General features: G+C 59.1%; 7 protein-coding genes. All 7 read left to right on the top strand.

What is annotated here, in order from left to right; translation table 11 throughout:
* On the top strand, positions 1 to 436 hold a 436-nt coding region (locus BMZ40_RS19760), incomplete at its 5' end, for a hypothetical protein (RefSeq protein WP_177193283.1).
* Positions 437 to 505: 69 nt separating this feature from the next.
* Positions 506 to 724 carry a hypothetical protein gene (locus tag BMZ40_RS18910; RefSeq protein ID WP_092379661.1) on the top strand — a complete coding sequence of 73 codons (219 nt, stop codon included), beginning with the start codon at positions 506 to 508 and terminating at the stop codon, positions 722 to 724.
* Positions 725 to 736: 12 nt separating this feature from the next.
* Entirely contained in the window at positions 737 to 3,217 is a 2,481-nt protein-coding gene (locus BMZ40_RS18905) for an AAA family ATPase (protein WP_092379658.1), read from the top strand.
* Positions 3,214 to 3,528 carry a hypothetical protein gene (locus tag BMZ40_RS18900; RefSeq protein WP_092379655.1) on the top strand — a complete coding sequence of 105 codons (315 nt, stop codon included), beginning with the start codon at positions 3,214 to 3,216 and terminating at the stop codon, positions 3,526 to 3,528. The genes BMZ40_RS18905 and BMZ40_RS18900 overlap by 4 nt, the downstream gene beginning before the upstream one ends.
* 204 nt (positions 3,529 to 3,732) lie before the next feature.
* Entirely contained in the window at positions 3,733 to 3,894 is a 162-nt protein-coding gene (locus tag BMZ40_RS19755; RefSeq protein WP_177193282.1) for a hypothetical protein, read from the top strand.
* Between the two features lie 3 nt (positions 3,895 to 3,897).
* A complete protein-coding gene (locus tag BMZ40_RS18890; protein ID WP_092379649.1) occupies positions 3,898 to 4,275 on the top strand; it encodes a hypothetical protein in 378 nt (125 codons plus the stop codon).
* Positions 4,276 to 4,292: 17 nt separating this feature from the next.
* Positions 4,293 to 4,454: a hypothetical protein gene (locus BMZ40_RS19750; RefSeq protein WP_177193281.1), complete on the top strand. Its 162-nt coding sequence runs from the start codon at positions 4,293 to 4,295 to the stop codon at positions 4,452 to 4,454.
* The last annotated feature ends 150 nt before the right edge of the window (positions 4,455 to 4,604 follow it).

Below are 4,604 nucleotides of genomic sequence, written 5' to 3'. Positions count from 1 at the left end.
GTTGGACTGGTGGGAAGACCTTAGCGAAGAGGACGTCGAAGGTTTCTTGAAAGAGCTGGACGTTAATTTGAGATATGCACTACTGAGCGAGCTTGAAGAGCTGTCCTATGTGGAAGCGCGCCGTGACCGTGGGCGGAAAAAAGGCAAGCGGAAAAAGCACCCTGCTATTATGAAGGCAATCCTTGAAGCTTTGAAACGTTCGGGGAATGAAACTGCCAATGATATTTGGGAGTGGATCGAAAGCCGCGACACATTGAGTTTTACCGACCAAAGCGCCCGCCAATGGGAAGTTTTTATTGACGACGGAGACCTGTGTCAAAACCTGACCAACGAAGAGGGGAGGGGCAAAACGGAGAAGATCGGCTTTGAAGCGTTCCGAAAGTACGTGCGCGAGGCAAAAAAAATAGCAGCTCAAAAAAAAGTTATGGGACGATAATAACAATCGTCCCACCCGGCAACACACAAGCCTTCACAAGTCTACCTAAAACTTGTGGAGGTTTTTTTTATGACGTTATCGGAAAAGCTGATTGCATCCTGGCCTGCTCCCATTGTCGCCCGTGCCCAAGTGGGCGCGTTCTCCGGCGGACTGCTTCACCCGCGAACCATGGCGAACCTGGACGCCCTCAAGCAAGGCCCTGGCCGAATCACGATAGGCGGCAAGGTCGCGTATGACCGGGACGCCCTGGCCAGGTGGATCGAATCCCGCGCCACGGTGCAGGCCTAGGGGGTGCCGACCATGAACACCCAAATAAAAAACCCGGCTGGCGGGCCGGGCTTCAAGGTAGGTGCGGAGGTGATCCAACAACCGCAGGAAAACCTTGAAGCCATTTCACAAAATTGTCAAGAAAAAACTGAGCCGGTTGTCATCAGTCGATACACCTCAGGCGACACCCTGACCAAGTCCTTTTCGCTCGTTGACGGCAAGCTCGTGAAGCGCCCCGGCGGTCACATGACCTCGGGCCAGGTGGAGCGCGTCACCGTGGCTTGTCCCGAAGACCTGGCAGGCAAGGTGCTGAATCTCACGACGCATCAGGCGCTTGGCTTCGGCCTGAGCGCGCACAACATCGCCCGCATCGTTGCCCAGGGTATGCTGGACAGGATTCCGCAGAACGCATCCATGCCGGTCATCGCCAGGACTGCGCAGAACATCACATTTACCAAGGGCAAGCCCGGCGTGCTCATGGCCGATGTGGACGCCCCGAAGGATGGAAGGCCGCCCTTGACCCGGGAGCAGGCGCTTGCCCTGATTATCAGTGTCTGCCCCGAGTTCGCCCGCGCCCCGATGCTTATTTGCGATTCCGCAAGCTCGCATATCTGGAACAGCGAGACCGGCGAACAGTTGGTAGGTGCCCGCGGTCTGCGCATCTACGTTTTCGTTTCCGACGCTTCCGACATCCCCCGGGCAGGCAAGGTTCTGGTCAATAAATTGTCCCTGGCCGGGCATGGCTACATCCAAATCACCGCCGCCGGAACCATGAAAGAGGACGGTCCTCTCGACGCCGCCGTATGGCAAGGCGAGCGCCTGGACTTCGCGGCGGGTGCGGCATGTGAACCGCCCCTGGAACAGCGCAGGCCCGCGCCTGAGGTGCGCAATAACGACGCCCCGCCCTTGGATACAAGGCGGGCTCTCCCGCCTCTCACGACGAAGCAGGAAGCCGAACTGCACCGGCTCGTGCAGGCCGCCAAGGAGAAGGCGAGACCCGAGGCCGCCCGCATCCGGGAGCAGTGGCTTGACAGTCGTGTGGACGCCGAACTGGCCCGGGAGGGCAAGACCAGCGCAACGCATCCCAAGGAAGCGCAGGCGACACGGACCCAACTTGCAGCAGCAGCGGCAACGAGCATCCTTCATAAAGAATTCATCCTCTACCTGAAGGACGGTCAATCCGTGACCGTGGAAGAGGTGCTGGCGAACCGCGAGAAATACGACGGTGCGCGGTGTGCTGACCCTCTAGAGCCGTCCTATGGGAATGATGACCGTATCGGTTTAATCATCCTCAACGACGGCGACGCCCGCGTATTCTCTCACGCACATGGTGGTCAGGTTTACTATCTGGAAGAGGTGAAAAAGGCCGAGCCCGCCCCCCGCTTCCAACTCTTGAACCGTGACGGCATCATGGCCCTGTCCGACCCAGAATGGATTATCAAGCTCATCTTCCCCACACGCGGTCTCGTGGTCATCCATGGCCTCTCGACGGTCGGCAAATCATTCCTGGCCTTTGATATGGGATGCCACATTGCCGAGGGCCGGAAGTTCTTCGGGCACCGGGTGAAACAGCGTCCGGTGGTCTATGTCTGCCTTGAGGGGGAGGCCGGATTCAAGCGCCGCGTCCAAGCATGGGAGCAGCATCATGGCCGCATCATCCCGGACCAACTCTTTCTCGTAAAAGACACCTTTGACATCCGCGAGCCCCAGGACATCGACGGATTGACGGCCATCATCCCTGACGGCGCGGTGGTCATCATCGACACGCTCAACAGGTGTGCCCCAGGTGCCGAGGAAAACGGCTCGGTTGACATGGGCCTCATCATCAACGGCGCAAAGGAGATTGAGCGCAGGACATCCGGGCTCGTGGCCTTTGTGGCGCATCCGGGCAAAGACGAATCTAGAGGCATCCGTGGCCATTCCTCGTTGTTCGCAGCGCTGGACGGCAACATCGAGGTCGTGGCCAAGGGTGACCGCTTCATGTGGACAGCCCGGAAGGTCAAAGACGGACCCGGCGGCGGGGAGTATTTCTTCAAGCGTGATGTGGTGACCCTCGGGGAAGATGAAGACGGCGACCCCATCACGTCGTGCGTGATTGTCCCGGATTTCGCTCCATCGCAAAAAGAGCGCCGCCTCTCCCCAGGAATGAAGCTCGGGCTCGAAACATTCATGGCGGCCTTGGGAAACACCGAGGGCGAAGCCGGAGTGCAGCTTGATACATGGCGGGAGCATTTTTACTGCGCATCAACCGCCGACACGTCCGAGGCCAAAAAGAAGTCTTTTTTGCGGGCGAGGAAGGACTTGGTAGAGGCTGGAATCCTTGCCGTGACCAACGACTTCTATGTCCTGAATGAATCCAACCGGGACACGGGACATTGCCGGGACACAACCGGGACATTGTCCCGCCAGGGAGGGTTTTTGCCGGGACACCCGGGACACCACCCTAAGGGGTGTGTCCCGTGTCCCGCCCCCCATGGTGACCGGACCGGGACATTTGTGGAGATGGTTTTATGAACGCCGCCTCCATCATCCGCAAAATCGAATCCTACGGCGTGACCCTGACCGCCCTTGACGGTGCGTTGAAGCTCAGCGGCGACCAGGCCGCCGTCAACGCCGTCGTGCATCTTGTCCGCGAGCACAAGACCGCCATCCTCAACGAACTGACCGGAGGGCCTACGGGCTCTCCCGCTCCATCATCCGACCCATGGGAATGTCCGACCGGCTACGCCCGGCACCGTGAGTTCTGGACCTCAGACCATGGTCTGCGCATCTGCGCAATCTGCCATCCGCAACCGGGCAAGGGAGGTGCGACATGGCGGCAGTGAGACAGTGCCTCTTGACCCTTTGGACGGACGCCCGCCTAGCCGAGAAGGACGGGTTCTTTCTCATGCTTGGAGGTGGTTCAATCGGGATGCCATGGTGGAACGCTGAGCACGTCAGTGGCCTATTGCGAGCATTTCGCTCTCTACCGTCACGCGACCAGGCAGCATTCCTTTCCCGAGTAGTCAACGAGTTACCGGAGGTGGAGCATGAAGGCTGATACATCAGAACGCTTGGATAATCTGGAAGATGAGGTGCGGGTGCTCGACAGCGCCATCGACGCAAGGACGCGGGAATTGTGGACTGAGATAACGAAGCTCCGGGCCATCATCGAGGAACTGAAAGCAGCGCAGACGCGCAGGGAGAAATAGCTCATGGCAGTCACAATTTCACGCGTTGATCTTGAAGCCCTGATCGGCCCCGAGTGCGCCGCCTGGCTACTGGCCAGGTTCGGCGGTTTGTCCCTCTACATCCCCAAACGCAAAGGCGCGGGCCAGGCCATCGAGGCAGTGGTGGGCGCGGTGGCCTTCGAGGTGCTGCAAGCCGAGTTCGGCGGGATGAACGTTTCCCTGCCAGGCAAGGACAAGGCCCCGACGCTCAAGGCGCAAATCATCCCGCTGATTGAGGCGGGCCTTTCGCACAACGAGATAGCCGAAAGACTCGAGTGCTCGTGGCGGCATGTGGCTGGCGTCAAGCAGGATATGGGCCTGACCAAGCCAACAGCCCGCAAGAAGCGTCAGAAGCCCCGCTGAGAGGTGGGGCTGAAGGCATGAGCAAGACCCTCTCCCTCTGTCTGGGACGCGGCACGCGGGCGCTCAGGATGCAGGGCGGCTATCTGGGGCAGGGGGAGGGGGGCATCAAATCTTCCCGGCTTCGCCCCGGAGACCGTCGTAGGCTCTATTTCTTTTGTCTGGCCAAAATTGGGGGGTAAAAAGCCCCTTTCGGAGAAAAATATCATGAAAGGAAGAAAAAAACTGCCTGACGCCCTCAAGGTTGTTCAGGGAACATTCAGAAAACATCGGGCATCTGGCGATTGTGGCCAGGATGAAACGCCCATGACCGCGCCGAAAACTCTATCCGA

This window comes from Desulfomicrobium apsheronum, from assembly GCF_900114115.1.
Lineage (GTDB): Bacteria > Desulfobacterota > Desulfovibrionia > Desulfovibrionales > Desulfomicrobiaceae > Desulfomicrobium > Desulfomicrobium apsheronum.
Note: the sequence above shows the minus strand (reverse complement) of the source record. Positions and strands in the feature narration are given on the sequence as shown.